Here is a 20960-nt window from a genome sequence, read left to right as displayed (position 1 = left end):
CGTGACGGTCTTCGAACACGGCCCGGCCGGCCCGCACGGCGCCGGCTCCTGCATCGACCACGCGCACCTGCACTTTCTGCCCGGGGCCGGCCCGGTCCGCGCCGGGATCGAGCGCGAGGCCCTGTCCGGCACCTCCGCCGGCCCGGCGGAGCTGTTCCGGAGCGGCGTCTCCTACCTCTACCTGGAGGACGCCGAGGGAACGACCACCTACCCCTGCCCGGGATCGTTGCCCACGCAGTTCCTCAGGATGTGCGCCGCGCCGCCCGGCGAGCGGTGGCGCTGGCAGGACATCTACGGGCTGCCGGAGACGCGCGAGCGGTTCATGGCGACGCTCCGGAAGCTGCTCCCGTCCGCGGAGGCCGGGGCGAGCCCCGTTGACAGCAGCCAGCGCAGCTCACGCGCGGTGAGCAGGTCGCCGAAGCCCATGGGATCGGAGACGCGCTCGTAGCCGGTGGGGTAGTCGACGTGCAGGCGGTCCTGCTGGTAGATCGTCGACCGGCTCGCGCCACCGGCCCCCGAGCGGATCATCCACACCGGTGCGGCCTTGTGCACCGCGTCGAGCAGGGGAAACAGAAGCTCGGGGCCGCCCTCAGGGGCGCCCACCACGCCGCGCAGCGTTTCCAGCTCGCCCACCACGACGTCCGCCGCCTCCAGGAGCGGCAGCAGCCGCGCCGGGGGGATCCTGCGGTGGATGTCGTGCGGCACCAGGTCGAGGCAGATCACCGTGGAGTGCGACCGGGCGACGGCCGCGGCTTCCAGCACGGCTTCGGCCGACCGGGCGTGCAGCAGCTCGTATCCCGTCAGGAAGAGGGCGTCCGCCGCGGCGATCTCCCGGATCGCCGCCCGCACGTCCGACACGCCCAGCATCTGGAGGTCCGACAGCGGTTCGGCGACCATCAGGCGGACCCCGTGCCCCTCCGACGTGTCACGTATGACGAGCACCCTCGCGGTCGAGGCGCCTTCCACCACGGTCAGCCGCGGCGTCACCCCCATCGCGGTCACCTGGGCCCGTATCGGATCGGCCAACTCGTCACGCCCGATCCTGGACACCAGCGTGACGGTGGCGAAGAGGCCGATCGCCTGGCGGGCCATCTGCAGCGCGACGCCCGCCGGAGTGATGCGCACCGGCGCGTAATGGAACTGGTCGCCGCGCACGTCGCGAAAGCGCAGGGAGTCGACCCGCACGCGGACGTCGATCCGGATCTCACCGATCGCGACCAGACTGAACCGGCGCTCTCCGTCGGCGGGAATCATGGTCAGCGGCGGCAGACGGCTTCGGACGGATGCGCGCCGCGCAGCCGCAGGAACCGCTCCACCGCCCCATCGATCCCGGGAATGAGCGGATAGCGGGCGACGGCGTCGAGCCGCACCCACCGCACCTCGTCGATGTGGTCGCCGGAGATCTGGCCGGAGGTGGTCACCTCGTGCGACAACGCCCGGCACTGCCGGGCCACGGCGATGACCCGGACACAACCGCCGTCGTCGGCCGGCATGGCCCAGTCCCACATGTGAAAGGGAGGGCCGGGCTCGATCTCGATGCCCGCCTCCTCGCGGACCTCGCGCACGATGTGCTCGTCGAGCCCTTCGTCCGCGCCCCGCATACGCCCGCCGGGAACCTCCCACAAACCGGGGTTGTAGGGGTCGGATGGCGATTTGCGGACGAGCAACAGGCGGTTCCTGTCGGCCATGAAGGCTTTCTGCGCGACGACGATGCGCACTTTTTCCTCATTCGCCAGATCAGCCTCTGTCAGGCCGCCCAAGAGCCGGTCCACCATAGACTTCACCTTCGCCGAGTGGGAACGCCTGAACGCCGGTCGCGACACGGCCGGCGCCCCACACTAGCGCTTCTACCTCGTCCGTCAGGCAGTTTCCACCAGTCGTGAAGCGTTCGACAGCGCCTTGGCGGCGGTGGATCATCCGAAGTGCGGCTTATTCAGTGTGGCAGTTCGGGTCGCCGACATCCAGACTCCGCAATAATGTTGCCCGAAAGCGACTTTATGTTGCCTGCCCTCTGAAGCCCCGTTTAAGACGCCCTTTCCGTGCTGCATCCGGGAACTCTTCGACGTCGACGAGCGTGCAGCCCTTCACCTATCGCCGGCCGCTCGGCCATGAAAGTGAAGAGGGCCGGGCGCTAGCGAGGCCCGAGCCCTGTCTTCCCGTCGATCAACTCGCGCACGACGTCGAGGTGTCCGGCATGACGGGCGGTCTCCTCGATCATGTGCAGCGCGATCTGCCGTAAGTCGGTGATCCGATCTCCCGGCGGATGGGGATGGCGCCCCCGGGGCCGCATCGACAGCGGCATGGCGGCGAGGACGGCGTCGGACCGCTCGCACTGGGCGCGGTAGAAGGCCAGCACCGTCGACGGCGAGCGCGGGGTCGTGAGCGGCGCGTGGTCGTCGGCCGGCCAGGGCAGGGGCTCGGCCGAACCCAGGGCGACCTCCTGGAACCAGTGCCGCTCGGCGTGACCGAGATGCTCGACGAGACCCAGCGGCGTCCACCCCGAGGGCAGGACGGCGGTCGTCAGGGCGTCGTCGCCGAGACCGTCGATGATCGCCAGCACGGCGGCGCGCTGCGCCTCCAGGAATGTCAACAGGGACTGCTTCTCGCTGTCGCCCACCGGCCCACACCCTTCGCCGACCAGCCCGCCGCACCGCAGGCTAGCGGCCGGCCCCGACAGTTCCCGGGCGCCCGCCCTCCGGTTACGCGGTTGTGGTGGCTGGGCGCGGTGGATAGGTTGGCCCACCGTGCACTATTTGGACGTGGCCTGTCGGCTGCTGCTCGCGGCGGTCTTCGTCACGGCGGCCTGGACCAAGGTCTCGGGGAAGGCCGGCTGGGCCGCCTTCGTCGGTTCGCTGCGCCAACTGGACCAGGTGCCGGGCCCCCTCCTGCGGCCGGCGGCGTTCGCCGTGGTCGCGACCGAGATCGTCGTCGCCGTGCTGCTGCTCGTCCCCGTGCGGGTGGCGGGGTGGATCGGCTTCGCCCTGGCCGGCTGCCTCCTGCTGTCCTTCACCCTGGTGATCGGGCGGGCGCTGTCGCGCGGCAACCGCGCCCCCTGCCGGTGCTTCGGAGCGTCGAGCACGCCCCTGGGCCCGATCCACATCGTGCGCAACCTGATCCTCGTCTGCGTCGCCGTCCTCGGGCTGGCCGGCGCCTCCGCGCCGGGCGCGTTCGAGGTGCCGTACGCCCTGCTCGCCGGTGTCGCCGGACTGGTCGCCGGCATCCTGATCACGGCGTTCGAGGACCTCGTCGCGTTGTTCAGGCCGACGGCGAGATAACAGCCGGTTTGATCCCTATGTCGTGTTATGCGCAGAGAATGCCCTGTCGATAATCATGGACCGCTTCGCCTGACTAGACCTGTACTATCCTGGCCGCTCCGAAAACGATCAACTCGGAGGATTACGCCGTGTCAGTCTTGTGGGCCGCGTTAGCGATCGTCTTCATCATCTGCCTGCTCAACCTGGTGCTCACCGTCGCGGTGATCCGGCGCCTGCGCGAGCACACCGAGCTGATCAACCGAGGGGGCGGGCATCCCCCCGGACAGGAAGAGATCACCCTGCCCGCCGGCGCCCGCGTCGGCGAGTTCAGCGCCGTCACGGGCGACGACCGGACGGTGACCCGGGACGATCTGCGGCCGGGGATGCTCGTGGCCTTCTTCTCGCCGCGCTGCCCGACCTGCGAGGAGCAGAAACCCGCCTTCATCCGGTACGCGTCCGGCCTGCCGGGCGGGCGCGACCAGGTGATCGCGGTGCTCCTCGGCTCGCCCGAGGAGCTCGGCGGGCTGCGCGAGGAACTGGGCGGGATCGCGCAGATCGTCATCGAAGGGGACGTCGACGGCGCCATGGCCGCGGCGTTCGGCCTGCGCGGATACCCGGCCTTCTGCCTCATGGGCCAGGACGGCGTCCTCCAGGTGACCGGTTTCAAGGTCGACGTCCTTCCCGACTCCGTGGCCCTGTGACGACCGGCAGGCGGGTTGCTCTCGCCGCCTGGCGGCTGGCCTGGCGGTTCGCGGCGCGTACGACCATCGCCCAGCTCGTGCTCACGGTGCTGGGCGCGGGGGCGCCGGTCGCCGTCGCCTGGCTGACGAAGATCGTCTTCGATCAGCTGAGCGCCCCCGGCGGGCCCGCGGACCTGACGGGGCCGATCGCCGGCCTGGTCGCCGCGGGCATCCTGACGGCCCTGCTGGCGCAGGTGCTGCGCTACCTGCGGGCCGAACAGGGACGGATCGTCGCACTCGCCGCCCTCGACCAGCTCTACGCGGCGGTCAACCGGCTGGTCGGTCTGGGACGGTTCGAGGACCCGCAGTTCGCGGACCGGTTGCGCTTCGCCCGTCACGCCGGCGGCTCAGGACCGGCCGAGATCGTGGCCGTGAGCCTGAACCTGCTCCAGCAGGTCCTGGTGACCGCCGGGTTCGTCGTCTCACTGGTCACGGTCAGCCCCGTTCTGGCGGTCGTCGTCCTGGTCGGCGCGCTCCCCGCGGTCGGCGCCGAGTTCGCGCTCGCCCGCCGGCGGGCCGAGACCATGAACACCGTGGGGCCGCACGAACGGCGCGAGCTGTTCTACGGCCAGCTGCTGTCCGACGTCGAGGCGGCCACCGAGGTGCGGCTGTTCGGCGTCGGCTCCTTCCTCCGGGGACGGATGCTCGGCGAACGCCGTACCGCGAACCGGGTGGAACGGGCCATGGACCGGCGGGCCCTGAGCACGGAAGCGCTGCTCACCATGCTCTCGACCGGGGTGGCGGGCGGCTGCCTGGTCTGGGTGGTCAACGCCGCGGCCGCCGGAACGGTCACCGTCGGTGACGTGGCCATGCTGGTCGCCGCGGTGGCCGCGGTGCAGGCGGCGCTGCTCGGCGTCGTGCGCGACCTGGCCGGAGCGCACACCCAGCTGCTGATGTTCGGTCACTACCTCGCCGTCGTGGAAGCGGAGCAGGACCTGCCGGTGCCGGCCCGCCCCCGTCCGGTGGAACCGTTGCGGCACGGCATCGAGCTGCGGGACGTCTGGTTCCGCTACCGGGAGGACCTCCCGTGGGTGCTGCGCGGCGTCACCGTGACGATCCCGAAGGGCCGGGCGGTGGCCCTCGCCGGATACAACGGCGCCGGCAAGAGCACGATCATCAAGCTCCTGTGCCGCTTCTACGACCCGGACCGCGGCGAGATCCTCTGGGACGGCGTCAACCTGCGCGACCTCGACCCGGCGCAGCTGCGCGCCCGGATCGCGGGCGTCTTCCAGGACTTCGTCTCCTACGAGCTGTCGGCCGCCGAGAACATCGGCATCGGTGACGCGGAGGCCCTGACGGACCGCCCACGCATCGAGGCCGCCGCGCGGGACGCGGGGGTGCACGACATCCTCAGCGGGCTCCCGCACGGGTACGACACGCTGCTCAGCCGCATCTACTTCGCCGGCGACGAGCTCAACGGGACGACCCCGGGCACCACGCTCTCCGGCGGGCAGTGGCAACGGGTCGCCATCGCCCGCAGCTTCCTGCGCGGCGGCCGTGACCTGCTCATCCTCGACGAGCCGAGCGCCCGCCTCGACGCCGAGGCCGAACACGAGATCCACCAGGGCTTCCAGCGGCTGCGCGACGGCGGCACGAGCCTGCTGGTGTCGCACCGGCTCGGCACGATCCGGGACGCGGACCTGATCCTGGTGCTCGACGGCGGCACCGTGGCGCAAGCCGGGCGGCACGACGAGCTGGTCGAGGCAGGAGGGCTCTACGCCGAGCTGTTCTCCCTCCAAGCCGCCGGATATCGGGATTGACCCGGACCTGAATGGATCTTTACTGTAGGTCGAAACGGGTCAAGATCGGGCGACGCCTACCGGCGTCAAGGAAACGGCCCGTGAACCTCACAAGGGAGTAGAGCATGCTGCGACTCTTCAACACCCTCGGCGACCGTATGTTGTCGGCTTTCGTGCCCAAGGTCACCGCTCAAGCCGCCTGCACGACCTGGAAGGAATTCTGCTACTGCAGCGGCGTCTATTCCATTTCCCGGTGGTGCGACCGCGGTTGCGACAGCAGCCAGACGACCTGCGGCCCCTGCAACGTGAGAGGGGCCAAGTACAGCTGCTAGCCGACACGTAGGCGCGAGTGGCCGCCGGCACGGAGCCGGTGGCCGCTTCCGCGTCAGTGTCCCCCTACCCCGCAGTTCCGCCGACGAGTGAGGCGCCTTCCGTGCAGGTCGTGATCGCAGTGCTCCTGGCCGGTGCCGGCGTGGCGGCCTTCGCCGCGGTGCTGCGGCGCAGGTTCGTGCTGGCCACGGTCGCGGGCTTCAGCATGGCGCCCACCTTGCGCCCCGGCGATCGTCTCCTCGTACGCCGCACGCCCCTGTCACGCCTGAGCGTGGGCGACATCGTGGTGGTCGTGCCGGACGCCCGGATGGCGGACCCGCGCCACCCCGCCGGATACGTGATCAAACGGCTCGCCGCCGTACCGGGGGACCCCGTACCGGATCACATACCGTCGCCCGCGCACGAACGCATCCCACCGGGCCGGATGGCGATCCTGGGCGACAACCCCGACGCCAGCCGCGACTCGCGGGACTACGGCCTGGTCACCCAGGAGCAACTCGTCGGCGTCGTCGTACGCGCCATCGGCACCTGAACCCCTGACGCCGATTCTGCGGCGAGAATTCTCGCGGAACCTGTCGAGGATCGGTGCCGCCCGTTCGTCACCCGGACGACGCAGTTCTGTCGACCACGAGGAGTGACGATGAAGTACGCGATGCTGATCTTCGGCGACGACCGCGAGTGGAGCGGGCTGTCCCCGGCCGAGGAGCAGGACGCGATGAAGCAGGTCTACGACTGGTACGAGCGGTGGCAGCCGACCGGCAAGATCGCTGACGGCGGCGCCGAGCTGCAGCCCCGGGAGACGGCGAAGACCGTGCGCGCCGACGGGACCGGTCAGCCGATGATCAGCGACGGACCGTACCTGGAACTCAAGGAGGTCATCGGCGCGGTCGTCATGCTGGAGTGCGACGACATCGACGAGGCCGCGCGGATCGCGGCCACCTGGCCGCTCACGGCCGGGATGAGCGCGCTGGAGGTCCGTCCGGTGATGAGCCGCGAACAGCTCTGACGCTGGGCGCCGGTCTCACAGCCGGCGCCTCAGCTCACCCACTCGACGCGACATCAGCTCCCGTTCGGCCGGGTTGGTCGCCAGCTCCAGAGCCCGCTCCGCCGCCGTCAGCGCCTCGGCCGTACGGTCGAGCGCGGCCAGCAGGTCGGCCCGGGCGGCGTGCCACAGGTGATAGCCGGCGAGCCGGGTCCCGAGCGCGTCGACCTCGTCCAGCGCCGGAGCCGGGCCCACCGCGAACCGCGTGGCCACCGCCCGGTTCAGCAGCACCACCGGCGACGGGTCCAACGCGTACAGCCGGTCGTACAACCCTCGCACACCGGCCCAGTCGGTGGCCTCGTACGAGACGGCCAGGGCGTGGAGCGCGGCGATGCCCGCCTGCACCTGGTACGGCCCGGGCCGGCCCTGGCGCACCGCCGCCCGCAGCCGCAGCGCCGCCCGTTCGATCGCCGCCCTGTCCCACAGTCGCCGGTCCTGCCGGCCGAGCAGCACGATGCGGCCCCGCGAGTCGAACCGCGCGTCGACGCGGGCTTGGTGCAGCTCCAGCAACGCCGCCAGACCCGCGGCCTCCGGCTCACGGGGCAGCAGCCCCGCGAGCTGGCGTGCCAGCTCGACCCCCTCGCGGGCCAGCTCGCGCCGCTGGGCGGACCGGCCACTGGGCAGATAGCCCTCGTTGAACACGAGATAGATCACCGCGAGCACGGTCGGCAGCCGGTCGACGTACTCATGCGGCTGGGGCACCTCGAACCGGATGCCGCGCTTCCGCAGCAGACGCTTGGCCCGGGAGAGCCGCTGCGCCATCGTCGGCAGCGGCACCAGGAACGCGGCCGCGATCTCGGCCGTACTCAGGCCACCGGCGGCGTACAGCGTCAGCGCGACCCGGGCCGGCTCGGGGAGGTCTGGATGGCAACACGCGAACACCATCGCCAGCCGATCGTCCACGCCCGGTTCAGGCGGCGCTTCCGCCGCCAGCCGCGCCATCTTCTCCCGGCCGACGGCGTCGCGGCGCAGCCGGTCCAGCGCCCTGCGCCAGCCCGTGGTGACCAGCCAGCCGGTGGGGCTGTCCGGCACGCCCTCGTCGGGCCAGCGCCTGAGCGCCTCGGCCAGCGCGTCCGACAGCCCCTCCTCGGCCCGGTCGAAGTCGCCGAGCCGCCGGCTGAGCGCGCCGAGCATGCCGGCCGCGTCCGTCCGCCAGATCCGGTCCAGCAGTTCCGCCACGTCACTCACCGCACCAGTCTGCAGTCCTCGCAGGACGGCGCAATCACCTACCGCGGACGCGGTAGATTCGCGGTTCCTGCGGCGTCCGCGGTAGGGAGAGATGTCTCCATCAGTAGGATGACCGGCGGCGGGTTCAGCGGACATAGTTCTTGGCGTCCAGTCGCGGGAAGCGGAGGAGCGCCTCATGTCCGTCCTATTCGACCTCGCCGCACAGGTGGCCTCGCCCGTGTGCACGACACCGACAGAATGCGCGGGTCAAGGTGTCGACACGTTCCTCGGGACCCCTGAACGCGTCTGGGCCAGCGTGGCCGCACTGGTGGCGGTGGGCGGCGTGGTTCTCGGCTGGCTGGCGTGGCGCTCCGTCCGCCGGGCAGGCAGCGGCGGGAGGAGGAGAGCCATCGCGGCCCTGGTGATGGGGCTCGTCGGCGGGCTCAACGGCGCGGTGAAACTGGCCGTCGCCGACGGCGGTCTCGGCACCGGCAACGGAGTGTTCGGGGCGGCCATGGCCCTGGCGCTGGGGCTGGCCGGTGCGGCCCTCGGCGGGCTGGCCCTGGCCCGCTCCCGCCGCGCTGAGCCACACCCCGCGTCTCCGCGGGCTTCTGCCGGCAAGTGAACGGCCGACCGCCCATGACCACGCCGCCACGGAGATCGCCATTACATTGGCCGCATGACCGAGCTCGGACCCGTCGCCTGGCCGCCCGCCCCCATCAGGACCGAGCGGCTCGTCCTCCGTGAGCCCGAGGCCCGGGACCGTACAGCCATCATCGAGCTGTTCACCTCGCCCGAGGTGGGCGCCTACCTCGGCGGCCCTCGACCGCGTGACGAGTTCGAGCGCGCGTTGCCTGCCGTGCCCCGGCGCCGCCCCGGCCTGTTCGCGGTCGATCTCGACGGGTCGATGATCGGCGTCGTCGACATCAAGCGGCGCGAGGCCGATCGTCCGGGTCGCGTCCGCCCGGACGGCGGCGAGGTCGAGCTCGGCTACATGTTCCTGCCGGAGGCGTGGGGATTCGGGTACGCCGCCGAGGCGTGCGCGGCGGCACTCGACTGGGTCGCCGGCGCGCTTCCCCGCGAGCCGGTGGTGCTCACCACCCAGACCGCCAACGACCGCTCGATGCGCCTCGCGGCGAAGCTGGGGTTCACCGAGGTGGCGCGGTTCGAGGAGTTCGACGCCGAACAGTGGTTCGGCGTGTGGTCCGGTTGAGCGGGGCCGGTACGTCACGCCCGCGCGGCCACAGGAGCCCCGTCGGTCGTCTCCAGCACGAACAGCCGTGCGGCCAACGGTGCCAGCGCGACACCCATCAGAGCGAACATCATGATCCCGGACACGGCGTCCGGCGTCGCGAAGTCGGCTGCCAGCGCCACCACCAGCGTCACCGCCGCCCACCGCGGTGCCAGCCGCGTCCGCCAGAGGGCGACGGCGAGGGTGAGAGTGCCCACAACGGTCGTCAGCAGCACCGGGACGATGAGCACGGCGAAGGGCGGCGCCGCGAACATCGCCCCGGCGATCTCGGCCGCACCCGCCCGGTCCGCGTGGTGGGCCAGCGGGTACTGGGCCATCACGTACGCGACGGGACCGATGTGGAGCGCCCACCCCAGCGCCGCGAGGACCGCCCCCGTGACGCCCAGCCGCGAACCCTGGGCGCGGAAGAGCCCGGTGAGCCCGAGCAGGGCACCGGCGAAGCACAGGAACGAGACGACGAGCAGTACGTTCGCACCCATCCAGAGGGCGGGCCGAGCCTCGATCAGGGCGAGCTGCGCGGCGGCGTCGGCGGACGACGGCAGCAGGATCGTGCCGGCCAGGCCGGCGACGGCGGCGGTGAGCAGTGCGACGGCGGTGCTTCGGCGTGACATGTGGACCTCCGGGGGAGCAGTGGCTGTGCCGCCGACGCTAGGGACGGCAGGCGCCGGAATCGTCGGAGGTCACGCCGAACCGCGTACGAGCCCGCTCGTACGCGCCTACCTCCCCGGGGCGATGCCGCACGGGTAGCGCGCCGCTATGGTTCGTGCCATGACCGACGACGGCGCCGGCGCCCTGGCGCGGTGGCTGCGGGCCCGGCCGCGGCTCGTCGACTTCACGGTGGCCGCCGTCCTCGTCGCGCTCGGCGCCGGGCAGGTGATGGCCGGGGACGGCGGCGCGACGGCGCTGATCGTCTCGGTCGCCATGACGGCGCCCGTCGTGTGGCGGCGGCGACGGCCCCTGCCGGCCGTCCTGATCGGGTGGTCGGCCCTCTTCGTCGCGGAGGGCCTGGGCGCGGACGTCACGAGCCAGGGGTACGCGGCGGTGATCGCGCTCGTCATCACCGTCTACTCGGTCGCCGCCCACGCCCCGCTCCGCCAGGCGCTCGCCGGCCTGGTCGCGGCCCTGGCCCTGGTGTGGGGCGCGATCCCGTTCGCCGCGTCACAGACGGTGGCCGACTTCGCGTTCACCGGGCTGATCACGCTCGCGCCCTGGCTCGCGGGCCGCACCATCCGGGACCGGCAGCTGCGCATCACCGAGCTGCGACGCCTGGCCCGCGAACTGGAGCACGAGCGGGAGGAACGGGCCCGTGAGGCGAGGGACGCGGAACGTTCCCGCATCGCCCGGGAGATGCACGACGTGCTCGCCCACACGGTCAGCGTCGTGGTGGTCCAGCTCGGCGCGGTCGAGCGCATCGTGGAGTCCGACCCGGGCAAGGCCCGCTCAGTGGTCGCCTCGGTGCGCGCCACCGCGAAGTCCGCGCTCTCCGAGCTGCGGTTCCTGCTGGGCCTCGACGGCGCTCCCGCGGCCGGGCCGCGTCCTTCCCTGGCCCGGCTCGGCGACCTCGCCGACGACATGCGCGCCGCCGGCGTGCCGGTCGAGCTGACGGTCACAGGTCCGGTCGGCGGGCTGCCGCCGGCGGTCGACCTGGCCGCCTACCGCATCGTCCAGGAGTCCCTCACGAACGTCATGCGCCACGCCCCGGGCGCACCCACCCGTACCCTCGTGGTCGTGGACGAGCATGCCGTGCGTCTCACGATCGAGGACGACGGCGCCACCCGGCCAGGGACACCCGAGCGGGCCGGCTACGGCCTGATCGGGATGGCGGAGCGGGCCCGGCTGTGCGGGGGCGACCTCGAGGCCGGGCCCCGGCCGGGCGGAGGCTTCCGCGTCCACGCGCGGCTGCCCCTGGTGCGGGCCGTGAGCGTGGCGTGATCCGGATCCTGCTGGCCGACGACCAGTCACTCGTACGCGCCGGGTTCCGGCTCATCCTGGAGACCGAGGAAGATCTCGAAGTCGTGGGCGAGGCCGCCGACGGCCGGCGGGCGGTCGCCGCCGCCCGCGAGCTCCGACCGGACCTCGTGCTCATGGACATCCGGATGCCCGTGCTCGACGGGATCGGCGCGACACGTGAGCTGGCGAGGGCCGGCGCCACGTCGAAGGTCCTGATACTCACCACCTTCGACGACGACGCCCTCGTCCACGACGCGCTGCGCGCCGGCGCCAGCGGGTTCCTCCTCAAGGACGTGGACCCTCCCGACCTCGTCCATGCCTGCCGGACCGTCGTCCGTGACGAGGCGCTGCTCGCGCCGGCCATCACCCGCAGGCTCATCGAACGGTTCCTCGCCACCCCGCCGCCGGGCCGCCCGCCGGCCGCGTTCTCCCGGCTGACGGCGCGCGAGCTCGAGGTGTTCACGCTGATGGCTCGGGGCCTGGACAACCAGGAGGTCGCCGACCGGCTGGTGATCTCCGCCACGACCGTCCGGACGCATATCACCCGCATACTCGCCAAACTCGGCCTGCGTGACCGGGTGCACGCCGTGGTCCTCGGCTACGAGTCCGGGTTGGTCCGCCCCGGCGAGGGCGGCTGATCAGCCCGCTGCCGGTGATCGGACCTCGCTGCGAAAGCACTCCTGGAGCGCTTTCAGTACTGCCACTTCTCATTTCGGCGGTGCCTGGTCGGCTCCGGCTCCTCACCCCGTAGCAGGGTCAGCCGCACGCGCTGCCGGGCCTTCCGCTCAGCGATGTTCGCGTCTTTCCCGATGCCCTCATAGGACCCGCCGACGTCATGCCTGAAACGGCGGCCGTCCTGCTCCTGAATGCGTAGCGGCATGGTGTTATCGGTCCGGCTCACACCGGGAATTCTGGCAGCCGCACAGATGCACATGCCACCACCTGTTGCCGTCAACACAACGCAAACGCCCCGGAGCGACAATCGCTACGGGGCATTCTTGCTGTTCAGATGAGGTGGTCAGGGGCGGGGCCGAACCGCCGATCCGCGGCAACGTGATCAGTCGACGCACATCGCGTTATGGGTGGACTCGAAGACCCATGTGCCGCCACCTGGAGAGGAATAGATCAACAGCGTGCTATAGGTCCCAGGGGTGCAGTCGTGGCCGACCGCGAGGACGTCTTGTCGAGCCCGCTGTTCGGCCGCCGCTAACCCGGCCGCGTAGGTGTTGCCCGCCCCCCGAGCAGTGGCGCTGCGGGCAGTGTCATAGCCATCGGCGTGCGCGGCCATGGGCGCGGTCGCCAGGCCGACCGCCACTACCGCTGAGACGAGACCGAGCCGGCGGAGCCAACTGACTTTCTGCATGCTTCTCCTTACGAGGGACGGGCATTTGATATCGATCAAAACAGATTTAGCGCATATCGATCTAGCGGCGGTATCGGCCACTTCGTCAATAAGAATCCGGCGACCGTTATCCTCACGGTGAAACGCATGGCCAAGGGCACTCTGGGGAGTCAGTCTTCGATTGTTCGTACGGGCCGGTTTCCGCACCCGATGATGTAAGTTTCATCCGCCGTTGGAAGTCATGCGGGGCAAGTGGAACGGCGGGTAGCTGATGCGCGGACGCCCTCAAGCTCGGTGGTTCATGGTGCTGCCCGCTGATCTCGGAGATCTCGCCCAGAACCTTCGGGCGCTGGATATGGGCATCAGGCGACGTCGAGGTCAAGAAGGCGGAGGGCGGGCAGGACCTGTATCGGAAGTCGGTCGGGAGTCGCTGAGCTGTGGCGGTCAACCCACCCGACCGGTTTCCTGCGATCTTCTGGTCGATCTTCACGTAGAGTGCGACCAAGAGGGTCCAGAGGCTTGTCCTCATGTACGGATCATTGAGGCCCTCGCTCCTGTCGCGGGCCGGAACTCGGGATCTCCTCCTCCGGATGACCGCCGATCACACCATCTGACAAAGCGGGCTGGGCCGTGTCCATGTCCGAGACGTACGAAGGCGGTCGATGAAGCGCTACATCCTGACCGGCACCCCCGGAGCCGGGAAGACGACGATCCTGCGTTGGCTGGAGTGTGACGGCTACACCGTCGTCGAAGAGGCGGCGACGGACGTCATCGCCCTGGAGCAGGCTCGGGGTGAACCTGAGCCGTGGACGAAGCCGTCCTTCGTGGGGGCGATCGCCGCCTTGCAGCGCCGCCGGCAGGAACAGGCCGCGGCCCTTCCCGGTGATGTACAGATCTACGATCGATCGCCCGTCTGCACCTACGCCCTAGCCACTTACCTCGGCCATCCTGTCTCTCCGGCTCTGTCCCGCGAATTGGAACGCATCCAAGCTCAGCAGATCTACGCCAAGAAGGTGTTCTTCGTTCAGAGCCTTGGGTTCGTCACACCGACCGACGCGCGATCGATCACCTTCGAGGAGTCCCTGCGATTCGAGCAGATCCACCAGGACACCTACACCTCACTCGGCTACGAGTGCGTGCCGATCGCTCCAGGCCCGCTGCCGGACCGGGTGGCGACGGTCAAAAAGCTGCTCGAAGCCGCATCTTGACCAGCCCGCGGACTCTGCGCATTTTGTCCTGCCAGCGGACCGCTCAGCTTGCCACAGGCCGAACTTCCACCTCAGCCAATAGGCTCTCGGCAAGCTGGAAGACGCCTCAGCTGATCGTCACTCCGCCACAACGCCCCGCGAGCTCACCCGCTCCGAGGCATTCTTGCTGGTCAGATGAGGTGGTCAGGGGAGGGGGCGAACCGCCGACCTTCCGCTTTCAGGTGTGGCGATCGCCCTGCTGACATGCCGCGGCCTGGAGGTCGAAGGCCGTCAACGGTGCCTCACGTATGGCTACGGTGATGAACGTTGCCATCAGGGTTGCCGTCGGTATTCAGCGAGGAACCACCTGAGCGCTCACGCCGGGGAGATCGTCGAACGCGGCCGACGCGTCCATCGTCAGCACCGTTCTCGCGGTGGCCGCGGCCGTAGCCGCGATCAGCAGATCGTACGCGCCTCGCGACTTCCCCTCTCGTCGGACATGCGCCATCAGACGGGCATGGACTCTGGCGACGTCCGTCGTGTACTCCTCAACAGGGATCAACGCGAGAACTTGGTCCACAAAGGTCTGCCGATCGGGCCGTCGTGCCGCATCGGCCAGCTCCACGCCGACGAGCAGCTCGGCCACAGTGATCGCCGAGATCGCAACATCATCGGCGTCTCCTATCACCGCGTCAACGGATGCCTTGCCTCGCTCGGCCGCAATGAGCACACCGGTGTCAAGGATCAGGCGTCGGGCCATGTGCCCCTCATCTCGCTGTCGATCGCCTCGCGGGCCGCCGCCACGTCAGCTTCGAAATCGGCGTCCAACGTCCCGGCTCTGCTTGCCAAAAACGCCTTGACCATACGCCCCGGCGCTGTCGGTGCGGGCCCGATCACAGCGATCTGCTTCCCACCGCGAGTCACCACGATTGTCTCCCCGCGCTCGGCCTCGTCGAGCACCGACGCAAAGCTTCGAGACGCCTCAGTGGCAGTCATCACCTTCATAGATATCAGATTATCTGATCCCATGAGGATGAGCCAGCCGAACCGATGACGACCCTCCATGTCAGCGGACACCAAAACGCCCGCGGAGCGATGATCGCTACGGGGCATTCTTGCGGGTCAGATGAGGTGGTCAGGGGCGGGGTCGAACCGCCGACCTTCCGCTTTTCAGGTGTGGCGATCGTCCTGCTGACATACCGCGGCCTGGAGGTCGACGGAGGAGGGCCCCAGCAGGCGATCGCCCTAGCCAGGTACGGCAGGCACCGAAGTCGGCGATCGTCACGGCCTCTGCAGAACACTTGCTTACGAGCTTGGCTGCGGGGCCTAGTGATCCAGTTCTTACAGTCGCACCGTGCCGTCCACGCGGCACGTGGAAGCCGCATCTTCGTAGGCAGGCTGTTCAACGAAGGTCGGGGATGCGTTGGCCATTCTTCGCAGAGCTCCGGTTTGGCGATGAGGCCGGCCACGCAACGTCGTCGATCGCGAGCCACGGCGCGGCGGCCACCGCCGTGGGCGTGAGCCCGGCGAACGTCTTGACCTCACGGTGGAGGTGGGATTGGTCGACATAGCCGCTCTCGGCGGCGACGCCGGCGGCGGCGTTACCCGCCGCGAGAAGGTGGGCGGCGTGGTCGAAGCGCACCAGTTGGGCGGCGCGTTTGGGGGTGATGCCGAGCTGGGACCGGAATCGGGACCACAGGCGTTTGCGGCTCCAGCCGACCTCGTCCGCCAGGCCGTCGACTCGCACCCGCCCCCGGCTGGTGAGCGTCCGCCGCCAGGTGTAGGCGACTTCCGGATGAACCGGCGGGCGGGCGCGCAGCCGCCGGCCGAGGACATCCGCCACGATCGTGAACCGTTCGTCCCATGACGCAGCGGCGCGCAGCCTGTCCTCGACTTGCTCGGCGTCGCGACCCCAGACATCCTCAAGGGCTACCAGCGTCCCGGTGAGCTCGATCGATGCGCCGAACACCGCGGCCGCCGCCACCGGCTCGAACCGGACCTGGAGGCACTGCCCGACGCCTCGGCCGGTTGCTCGAAAATCGCCTGGGAGGAGCCCGACGACGACACTGCCGCGCTCGCGTCGGCCGTGGATGTCGTAGACGATGCCTTCTCCGTCGCTCAGATCGACGAGCAAGGTGACAGACGGGTGCGCGACCATGGCGATGTCGACGGGTGCGGGGGAACGGTGACGGAACCCGGCCATGCTGATCCCCGGCAGCTGACCTGATGGGCGCGGGACGGCGACCTCCACCTGCGCCCAGTCGGGTGGTGCCCCTGTCGACAGCACATGACCACTCTAGGCGTCAGTGATCGCGGGCCTGGTGTCAGTGGCATGTTCCGTGAAGCCCAGCAGCAGTTCGCTGGTCGTCTCGGGGGCTTCCAGCATGGGTAGGTGCCCGACGCCGGGCAGCAGTTCGACCCGGGAGTTGGGCACCGCGTCGTACTGGTGCGCCGACGACGGCTCCCAGCGGGGGTCGGCGGCGCCGAAGATCACCATAACCGGCACCTGGAGGGCGGCCAGACGCTCGGGCACGCTTCGCTCGGCGATGTACGCGCTGTTTCGGCGCAGCACCGTCCTGAACACGCGGTAGGAGATCCCTCGCAGTTCGGCGACCATGTCGTCCGGGACCTGCACCGGGCGAGCGGCCGTCGCGCTGAGCCCTCTGCGGATCATCGCGTCCGAACGCCTCGACCACAACAAGGGACCGAGAGGCGGGCCCAACAGGACCCGGAGGATGAACGGCTGCGGAAGCAGCGCATCGGGACTCGGGCCGGTGCTGATCAGCACGAGCGAGCTCACCAGGTCGGGGCGCTGTTCTGCCAGCGCGGTGGCGACGTAGCCGCCGCTGGAGTGCCCCACCGCGGCGACGGGACCAAGGCCGAGGTCGTCGAGCACCGCCGCCACCCGGACTGCTTGGTCGGGCACCTCGTACGATGGCGCGGGCGGGGACTGGCCGCAGCCTGGGAGGTCGACCCGGATGAGGTGATGGTGGCCGGCGAGTTCCGGGACCATCGGGCTCCAGGAGGCGCCCGAAGCCCCCGATCCGTGGATGAGCAGCAGTGGCGGTGCCTGTCGCGGGCCGTTGTGGACCACGTGCATCCGATGCGAGCGCTCGAACTCGTACTTACTCATGCATGGGACTATGCACGGACGCTCGACCATCAGTCTTGGACGAATGTTCCCGCAGGCTCGACGACCGACGGACCAGCATGGGGCACGATCGATCAACCAGCACTGCGTGCCCGCGGGCAGGGCGCGTGGGGACGGTGGCGCGGATGCGTCGGTCTGTGGGGACGTTGCTGTCAGCGCTGTGTCACCGCAGCCATGGTCACCGGATGACCAGCCAAGGCGAGCGGCTGTTCGTCTTGGGCTGGGCTTGGGCGTTGCGCCGGCGTACGCAGGCGCCGATCGCTGTGTTCTGCTCGTCATGACTGCGGTGGTCGGTGCAGTTCAGCGCGTGCGACTCGGCTCCGTCTCGGGTCGCACCTCAGTGGCATGTCGGCTGACGGTCGCCGTCGGCGCCGAAGGTCAGCAGGCGCTCGGCCAGGCGCTGGACGGCGGTCCGCAGTTCCCTCGGCGACACGATCGTGAACCGGAAGCCAAGCCCGGCGAGCATGGCGGCCATGCCGTCCAGGGACTCGGCCCGCATCCGCAGGAGGACTCCGTCCGGGGCCTCGGTGAGGGTGGCCACCGACGGCGGGACGCGGCGGGCAGCCTCGGCGAGGGGAACGTGCAGGACGACCTCGACGACGTGCGCGTACGGCACCTGGGCCAGCGACGCGGTCACCTGGCGCACCGGGTCGGACTCCTCGGGAATCTCGTAGGAGGCAGCCCCCGGCACGACGGTGGAGATCCGGTCGAGCCGAAAGGTGCGGGTCTCGCCGGACCGGTGGTCGTGACCGGTCACGTACCAGCGGCCGGAGTGGAAGACCAGGCCGTGGCCGTCCAGTTCGCGTTCGGTCTGGTCGCCCTTCCAGGAGCGGTAGCGCAGGGTGACCCGGCGGCGGTCGCGGATCGCGGCGGCCAGGGTCAGCACGGCCCGGCTCGCGGGTGTCGGCGCCGCACGTTCGGCGAGGGTGAAGCCCAAGGTCTCCTCCAGCGCGCCGACCTGTTCCCGTAGCGTGATCGGCAGCACCCGCCGGATCTTGGCGAGGGCGGCCTCGGTGGCCTCGGCGGCGAGGCCGAGGCGGCGTCCGGCGAGCAGGCCGAGAACCACGGCGGTGGCCTCGTCGTCGGTGAGCATCAGCGGGGGCAGCTTGTAGCCGGGCATCAGGTGGTAGCCGCCGTAGCGGCCGCGCTCGGCGGTGACCGGGATGCCCAGTTCGGCGAGCCGGGCGGCGTAGCGCCGGACGGTCCGCTCGTCCACACCGAGGCGCTGCGCCAGGTCGCGGCCGCCCAGCTCGTGGTGTGCCTGGAGCAGTTCGAGCATCGCCAGCATCCGGGTCGCCGGATATGACACAGGTCACCTCTTAATCCGGGCGGGTTCTGTCCGCTATCAGCTTTAGCGTAGCGACGTCGGCTCACTGGAAGGACGATGAGATGGCGAACTACGTGCTGGTTCCCGGCTTCTGGCTCGGCGCCTGGGCCTGGGACGAGGTGGCGCAAGAGCTGCGCGCCGCGGGACACCAGGTGCGGGCGGTCACCCTGACGGGGTTGGCGGAGCGGGCCGGGGAGCTGTCGCCGGAGGTCGGCGTGGAGACCCATGTCCTGGACATCCTCGCGGCGATGGACGGATGGGAGGAGGTGGTCCTGGTCGGGCACAGCGGGGCGAATGTCCCGGTGACCGCGGTCGCCGACCGGCATCCCGAGCGGCTCAGCCGGGTGGTCTATGTCGACACCGCGCCGCTGCCGTCCGGTGTGGCGGTGATCGACTTCAATGACGAGGCCACGCAGAAGGCCTGGCGCGCTCAGGTCGGGGACGGCTGTGCGCTCGACCCGCCCGCCTTCGAAGAGGGAGAGGGGATGTTCGCCGGACTGACCCGGGAGTATTGGGCGCAGATCAGCGCGAAGGCGACGGCGGAGCCGTGGGGCGCGGTCACCCAGTCGGTTCAGCGGCCGGGACGGATCCCGGCGACGCCGAAGACCATGGTCGCCTCGACGATGCCGGTGGCGGTGATTCGCGAGCTGATCGCCTCGGGGAATCCGGCTTTCGCCGAGCTCGGCACACCCCAATGGACCTTCGTCGAGCTGCCGACCGGCCACTGGCCGATGTTCACGCGACCGGCGGACCTCGCCGCGTTGCTCTGACAATCTCCTCGTTCACCCTCGGGAGAAGCCCTTACGTGGTGACGCGGACGAACCTCAGTGAACAAAGCCACAGCGATCGCCACGATCGCGGGTGCGGCGTTGTTCGGCGGGCCGTCTCCTCCGCGCACGTCGGTGGCAGCCGTCGCAGTCCGAACGTCCGATACCGCCGCACCCAGCAGGAACCGCTCTTCCCCCCACGCAGCGCAAGCGTCGACACCGCGCTCCGCCTCGGCCTGCGCCGTGTGGAACTCCTCGGGATCACAAAGCTGTCTGACTATATTGATTTACCACTCTATAAATCGATGTCAAGATATTGATTGCCCCGTAAACACATGAAATATCGGAGGCATCCCCTCAAGTAAGCACAGAGGAGCCTCCGGTGAAAATCCCCCCAATCACCGCACGCCTGGCAGTGGCGCTGGGAGTCGCCTTCGCCATGGTCGCAGTGGGCGCCGTCCAGGCCACCGCGGCCCCCGCCGTCGTCAAGGACGCCGCCGACACCGGCGAGGTCCCGGGTGGTTTCGCCTCCTGGAAGGATCTGGTGGCCACCCAGGAGAAGCTGGTCAAGGCCGCCGACCGCGTCACCGCCGCCGTCAAGACGCGGGGCGACACCGGGTTCGCCGGCATCGTCGCGGCGCCGGAGAACCGTGAACTGCGCGTCTACTGGAAGGGAGACACCCCCGAGCGCATCGACGACCTGGTCGGCCGACTGCGCCGGGACGTCCCGGTCAGTGTCCTGCCCGCGGCCTACTCGGCCCGGGAACTGGAGAGCGAGATGAACCGCCTGGTCCGCGCCTCCGGCGGCGCGATCACCTCGATCGCGCCGAACGTCGACGGCTCGGGCCTGACGGTCTCGGGCGCCGACCACGGCCTGACCCGCTCGAAGGTCGCCGGCTCGGCGGTGCCGGTCACCGTGGAGGCCGGCGTCACGCCGGCCCCGGCCAGCCGCTGGAACGACGACGCACCCTGGCTGGGCGGCGCGGCCTGGCGCAACGCCGGCACCGGGCTCGGCTGCTCGACGGGCTTCGCCGTCACTCTCGGCGGGGTGAGCTGGATGCTGTCCGCGGCCCACTGCGGCAGCGTCGGGCAGACGGCCACCGACCCGACCGGCCAGGTGATCGGCCCGATCGCCTACGCCAACACCAGCCGCGACGTGATGCTGATCCGCGCGAACACCGCCGGTCGTGTCTACAACAACGACCCCGCCGCCACACCCCAGGAGTTCAGCAACCCGGTCGTCGGCACCTCGGCCTCCTACGTGGGCATGTGGCTCTGCACCTCCGGCGCCTACTCGGGCACCGTCTGCCTCTGCCAGGTGAAGGCGATCAACGTCACGATCTTGGGTCCCAGAGACACATTCCGTGGCCTGGTCCGCGTCGAGAGTCCGACGTACAAGAACGCGGCCGGCCAGGGCGACAGCGGCGGCCCGGTGGAGACTCCGGAACCGTCCGGCATCACCCAGCAGTACGCGGTAGGGGTCATCTCCCTCATCGACACCAGTGCTCAGGTGCCCTGCACCGGCTACGTCGTCACCGGCCGGGTCTGCTCCTGGCGGCTGTACTACGCGCCGTGGAGCAACGCGACCTCCGCATTCCCGGGAATCGCCATCATGACCGGCTGACGTCTCGACCTGACGAGAGGCCGAACGGGTACGCGGGCGGGACCGAAGAACGCTCTTTGAAAACCGTCGGGTGCGGTGATGAGCAGGA

General features: G+C 70.1%; 25 protein-coding genes. 13 read left to right on the top strand and 12 right to left on the bottom strand.

Annotation, left to right across the window (positions count from 1 at the left end):
• Window positions 1-291 precede the first annotated feature (291 nt).
• The 3 genes from ACZ6YG_RS34380 to ACZ6YG_RS34370 all read right to left on the bottom strand — a co-directional run bounded on the left by ACZ6YG_RS34380 (window position 292) and on the right by ACZ6YG_RS34370 (window position 2617).
• Complete coding sequence (locus ACZ6YG_RS34380) at window positions 292-1254, bottom strand: PfkB family carbohydrate kinase (protein WP_466020305.1); 963 nt, start codon at window positions 1252-1254, stop codon at window positions 292-294.
• 2 nt (window positions 1255-1256) lie between these two features.
• Entirely contained in the window at window positions 1257-1775 is a 519-nt protein-coding gene (locus ACZ6YG_RS34375; protein ID WP_148035316.1) for an NUDIX domain-containing protein, read from the bottom strand.
• Window positions 1776-2131: 356 nt separating this feature from the next.
• Window positions 2132-2617 carry a DinB family protein gene (locus tag ACZ6YG_RS34370; RefSeq protein ID WP_466020304.1) on the bottom strand — a complete coding sequence of 162 codons (486 nt, stop codon included), beginning with the start codon at window positions 2615-2617 and terminating at the stop codon, window positions 2132-2134.
• A gap of 127 nt (window positions 2618-2744) precedes the next feature.
• Between ACZ6YG_RS34370 and ACZ6YG_RS34365 the strand changes: the two genes are divergently transcribed.
• The 6 genes from ACZ6YG_RS34365 (at window position 2745) to ACZ6YG_RS34340 (ending at window position 7069) form a co-directional block, all read left to right on the top strand.
• A complete protein-coding gene (locus ACZ6YG_RS34365) occupies window positions 2745-3275 on the top strand; it encodes a MauE/DoxX family redox-associated membrane protein (RefSeq protein WP_187281487.1) in 531 nt (176 codons plus the stop codon).
• 128 nt (window positions 3276-3403) lie between these two features.
• A complete protein-coding gene (locus ACZ6YG_RS34360) occupies window positions 3404-3955 on the top strand; it encodes a redoxin domain-containing protein (RefSeq protein WP_187281486.1) in 552 nt (183 codons plus the stop codon).
• Window positions 3952-5754, top strand: a complete 1803-nt coding sequence (locus ACZ6YG_RS34355) for an ABC transporter ATP-binding protein (RefSeq protein ID WP_466020303.1) — start codon at window positions 3952-3954, stop codon at window positions 5752-5754. Before ACZ6YG_RS34360 ends, ACZ6YG_RS34355 begins: the two co-directional genes overlap by 4 nt.
• A 104-nt stretch (window positions 5755-5858) precedes the next feature.
• On the top strand, window positions 5859-6065 hold the full coding sequence (locus ACZ6YG_RS34350; protein WP_148035312.1) for a hypothetical protein: 207 nt from the start codon (window positions 5859-5861) through the stop codon (window positions 6063-6065).
• A gap of 110 nt (window positions 6066-6175) precedes the next feature.
• Window positions 6176-6595, top strand: a complete 420-nt coding sequence (locus tag ACZ6YG_RS34345) for a S26 family signal peptidase (protein ID WP_466020302.1) — start codon at window positions 6176-6178, stop codon at window positions 6593-6595.
• 108 nt (window positions 6596-6703) lie between these two features.
• Window positions 6704-7069, top strand: coding sequence for a YciI family protein (locus ACZ6YG_RS34340; RefSeq protein WP_148035311.1), 366 nt, complete (start codon window positions 6704-6706; stop codon window positions 7067-7069).
• A gap of 15 nt (window positions 7070-7084) precedes the next feature.
• Here the strand turns inward: ACZ6YG_RS34340 and ACZ6YG_RS34335 are convergent, their stop codons facing one another.
• Entirely contained in the window at window positions 7085-8293 is a 1209-nt protein-coding gene (locus tag ACZ6YG_RS34335; RefSeq protein WP_466020301.1) for an RNA polymerase sigma factor, read from the bottom strand.
• Window positions 8294-8468: 175 nt separating this feature from the next.
• On the opposite strand from ACZ6YG_RS34335, the gene ACZ6YG_RS34330 reads away from it, so the two are divergent.
• Both ACZ6YG_RS34330 and ACZ6YG_RS34325 read left to right on the top strand, forming a co-directional pair.
• Complete coding sequence (locus ACZ6YG_RS34330) at window positions 8469-8897, top strand: DUF6223 family protein (RefSeq protein ID WP_466020300.1); 429 nt, start codon at window positions 8469-8471, stop codon at window positions 8895-8897.
• A 54-nt stretch (window positions 8898-8951) separates the two neighbouring features.
• On the top strand, window positions 8952-9485 hold the full coding sequence (locus ACZ6YG_RS34325; protein WP_148035308.1) for a GNAT family N-acetyltransferase: 534 nt from the start codon (window positions 8952-8954) through the stop codon (window positions 9483-9485).
• Window positions 9486-9499: 14 nt separating this feature from the next.
• Here ACZ6YG_RS34325 and ACZ6YG_RS34320 read toward each other — a convergent pair whose 3' ends face one another.
• Window positions 9500-10135, bottom strand: a complete 636-nt coding sequence (locus tag ACZ6YG_RS34320; RefSeq protein WP_466020299.1) for a hypothetical protein — start codon at window positions 10133-10135, stop codon at window positions 9500-9502.
• A 157-nt stretch (window positions 10136-10292) separates the two neighbouring features.
• Between ACZ6YG_RS34320 and ACZ6YG_RS34315 the strand changes: the two genes are divergently transcribed.
• Complete coding sequence (locus ACZ6YG_RS34315; protein WP_466020298.1) at window positions 10293-11456, top strand: sensor histidine kinase; 1164 nt, start codon at window positions 10293-10295, stop codon at window positions 11454-11456.
• Entirely contained in the window at window positions 11453-12112 is a 660-nt protein-coding gene (locus tag ACZ6YG_RS34310; RefSeq protein WP_364229571.1) for a response regulator transcription factor, read from the top strand. Before ACZ6YG_RS34315 ends, ACZ6YG_RS34310 begins: the two co-directional genes overlap by 4 nt.
• A 53-nt stretch (window positions 12113-12165) precedes the next feature.
• On the opposite strand, the gene ACZ6YG_RS34305 is transcribed toward ACZ6YG_RS34310, so the two are convergent.
• A complete protein-coding gene (locus ACZ6YG_RS34305) occupies window positions 12166-12375 on the bottom strand; it encodes a hypothetical protein (protein ID WP_219543003.1) in 210 nt (69 codons plus the stop codon).
• Between the two features lie 156 nt (window positions 12376-12531).
• A complete protein-coding gene (locus ACZ6YG_RS34300; RefSeq protein WP_466020297.1) occupies window positions 12532-12837 on the bottom strand; it encodes a hypothetical protein in 306 nt (101 codons plus the stop codon).
• Window positions 12838-13478: 641 nt separating this feature from the next.
• On the opposite strand from ACZ6YG_RS34300, the gene ACZ6YG_RS34295 reads away from it, so the two are divergent.
• Complete coding sequence (locus ACZ6YG_RS34295; RefSeq protein ID WP_148035303.1) at window positions 13479-14024, top strand: AAA family ATPase; 546 nt, start codon at window positions 13479-13481, stop codon at window positions 14022-14024.
• Between the two features lie 331 nt (window positions 14025-14355).
• Here the strand turns inward: ACZ6YG_RS34295 and ACZ6YG_RS34290 are convergent, their stop codons facing one another.
• The 5 genes from ACZ6YG_RS34290 to ACZ6YG_RS34270 form a co-directional block, all read right to left on the bottom strand.
• Window positions 14356-14763, bottom strand: a complete 408-nt coding sequence (locus ACZ6YG_RS34290; protein ID WP_271277396.1) for a PIN domain-containing protein — start codon at window positions 14761-14763, stop codon at window positions 14356-14358.
• The gene (locus ACZ6YG_RS34285; RefSeq protein WP_378583190.1) at window positions 14748-15080 is read right to left on the bottom strand and encodes a type II toxin-antitoxin system Phd/YefM family antitoxin; all 333 of its coding nucleotides are present in this window, start codon (window positions 15078-15080) and stop codon (window positions 14748-14750) included. Before ACZ6YG_RS34285 ends, ACZ6YG_RS34290 begins: the two co-directional genes overlap by 16 nt.
• A 325-nt stretch (window positions 15081-15405) precedes the next feature.
• The gene (locus tag ACZ6YG_RS34280; RefSeq protein ID WP_466020296.1) at window positions 15406-16290 is read right to left on the bottom strand and encodes a helix-turn-helix domain-containing protein; all 885 of its coding nucleotides are present in this window, start codon (window positions 16288-16290) and stop codon (window positions 15406-15408) included.
• Window positions 16291-16299: 9 nt separating this feature from the next.
• On the bottom strand, window positions 16300-17136 hold the full coding sequence (locus tag ACZ6YG_RS34275) for an alpha/beta fold hydrolase (protein WP_466020295.1): 837 nt from the start codon (window positions 17134-17136) through the stop codon (window positions 16300-16302).
• Window positions 17137-17491: 355 nt separating this feature from the next.
• Window positions 17492-18463 carry a helix-turn-helix transcriptional regulator gene (locus ACZ6YG_RS34270; RefSeq protein WP_271277401.1) on the bottom strand — a complete coding sequence of 324 codons (972 nt, stop codon included), beginning with the start codon at window positions 18461-18463 and terminating at the stop codon, window positions 17492-17494.
• Window positions 18464-18543: 80 nt separating this feature from the next.
• Between ACZ6YG_RS34270 and ACZ6YG_RS34265 the strand changes: the two genes are divergently transcribed.
• A complete protein-coding gene (locus ACZ6YG_RS34265; protein WP_364229582.1) occupies window positions 18544-19251 on the top strand; it encodes an alpha/beta fold hydrolase in 708 nt (235 codons plus the stop codon).
• Window positions 19252-19630: 379 nt separating this feature from the next.
• Window positions 19631-20872 (top strand): trypsin-like serine protease, encoded by a 1242-nt coding sequence (locus ACZ6YG_RS34260; protein WP_466020294.1) that lies wholly within the window; start codon window positions 19631-19633, stop codon window positions 20870-20872.
• The last annotated feature ends 88 nt before the right edge of the window (window positions 20873-20960 follow it).

This window comes from Nonomuraea sp. NPDC054003, assembly GCF_055585125.1.
This window is presented reverse-complemented; position numbering and strand designations above follow the sequence as displayed.